Raw genomic sequence first — 1,227 nt, forward strand, 5'->3', positions numbered from 1 at the left:
CCGGCTGGCCGGCGGTCCGCTGGCTCGGAAAGCTGCGCCGCGACCCGCTCAAGCGGCTCAACCTGGACCGCAAGGACGTGAATCCGCTGCTGAACCACTCGTCCATGCCGGCGCCGGGTCCCGCCCAGCGGGCGCAGGCCGACAAGGCTATCCGTCAGTTCGCCGACCGCGCCGGTGAAGGCGCCGACGCCCCCTGGCGCGCGGCCATCCGCCGGGCAGCACGATCCGCCGAGGAGACGCTTCCGGACGACCTGGACCAGGCCCTGGTGGGCACGGACCTGCGCTCCGACCGCGCGTCGTGGTGGTGGCCGGTTTTCGGGCTGCTCCAGTGGCTCGCCCTCGCCGCCGCCTTGGCCGGAGCGCTCTGGCTCCTTGGCATCGCCGCCCTGGGTTACCTGCAGTTTGCGGTCCCCGAGACGCCCACGGTCGAAGGCTTCCCGGTGCCGACCTTGTTGCTGGCCGCCGGGATCCTCGCCGGGGTGGTGCTGGCGCTGGCATCGGGCGTGATCGCACGATTCGTGGCCCGCGCCAGGGCCACAAAGGCGCGACGGCGGCTCCGCGACTCGGTTGCGCGGGTGGCGGAAGAGCGGGTGGTCCGGCCGGTCGAAGAGGCAGTGGCCCGGCACCGGGACTTCAGGCGGGCAGTGCTGACGGCGTCGGGCGAATGACATCCCGGGGGAAACCGCGGGGCCATGGAGCCGGCACCAGACGAGATACAAGGGAGAACGCAAAGATTGGCCGCTGAACTGACTGTCAACGATCTGGACGAAGGCTCGCTTCTGGACAGGATTTTCCCGCGTCTCGGCCCCGTCCGCGTCCCGGTCGGCCCGGGCGATGACGCTGCCGTGATCGAGGCACCCGATGCCCGAACCGTCATCTCGATCGATACGTTGGTCCAGGATCAGGACTTCCGGCTTGAGTGGCCCTCCGGGTACCGGACGACGGGCTACGACGTCGGATGGAAGTCCGTGGCGCAGAACCTCTCGGACATCAATGCCATGGGAGCCGTGCCGACGTCACTGGTCATCAGCCTGACCCTGCCCGGTGCGACGCCGGTGGCGTGGGTCGAGAGCCTGGCCGACGGCGTGGCCGATGCGATGCGGAAACTGGGAGCGGACCGGTGCTCCGTCGTCGGCGGTGATCTTGGCCGCGGCGACGCGCTCGTGGTCACGGCTGCCGTTACCGGCGATCTCGAAGGCCGCAGTCCGGTCCTGCGCAGCGGCGCGC

1 protein-coding gene and 1 pseudogene are annotated in these 1,227 nt (G+C 70.7%); both read left to right on the forward strand.

Features of this window, described 5'->3' with window-relative positions:
• A pseudogene (locus AC5RV2_RS18160) lies at positions 1–668 on the forward strand (ABC transporter); the annotation flags it as partial.
• A gap of 24 nt (positions 669–692) precedes the next feature.
• A partial coding sequence (locus AC5RV2_RS18165; RefSeq protein WP_494093487.1) for a thiamine-phosphate kinase occupies positions 693–1,227 on the forward strand: 535 nt, incomplete at its 3' end.

This window comes from Arthrobacter sp. Y3225116 (assembly GCF_059091245.1).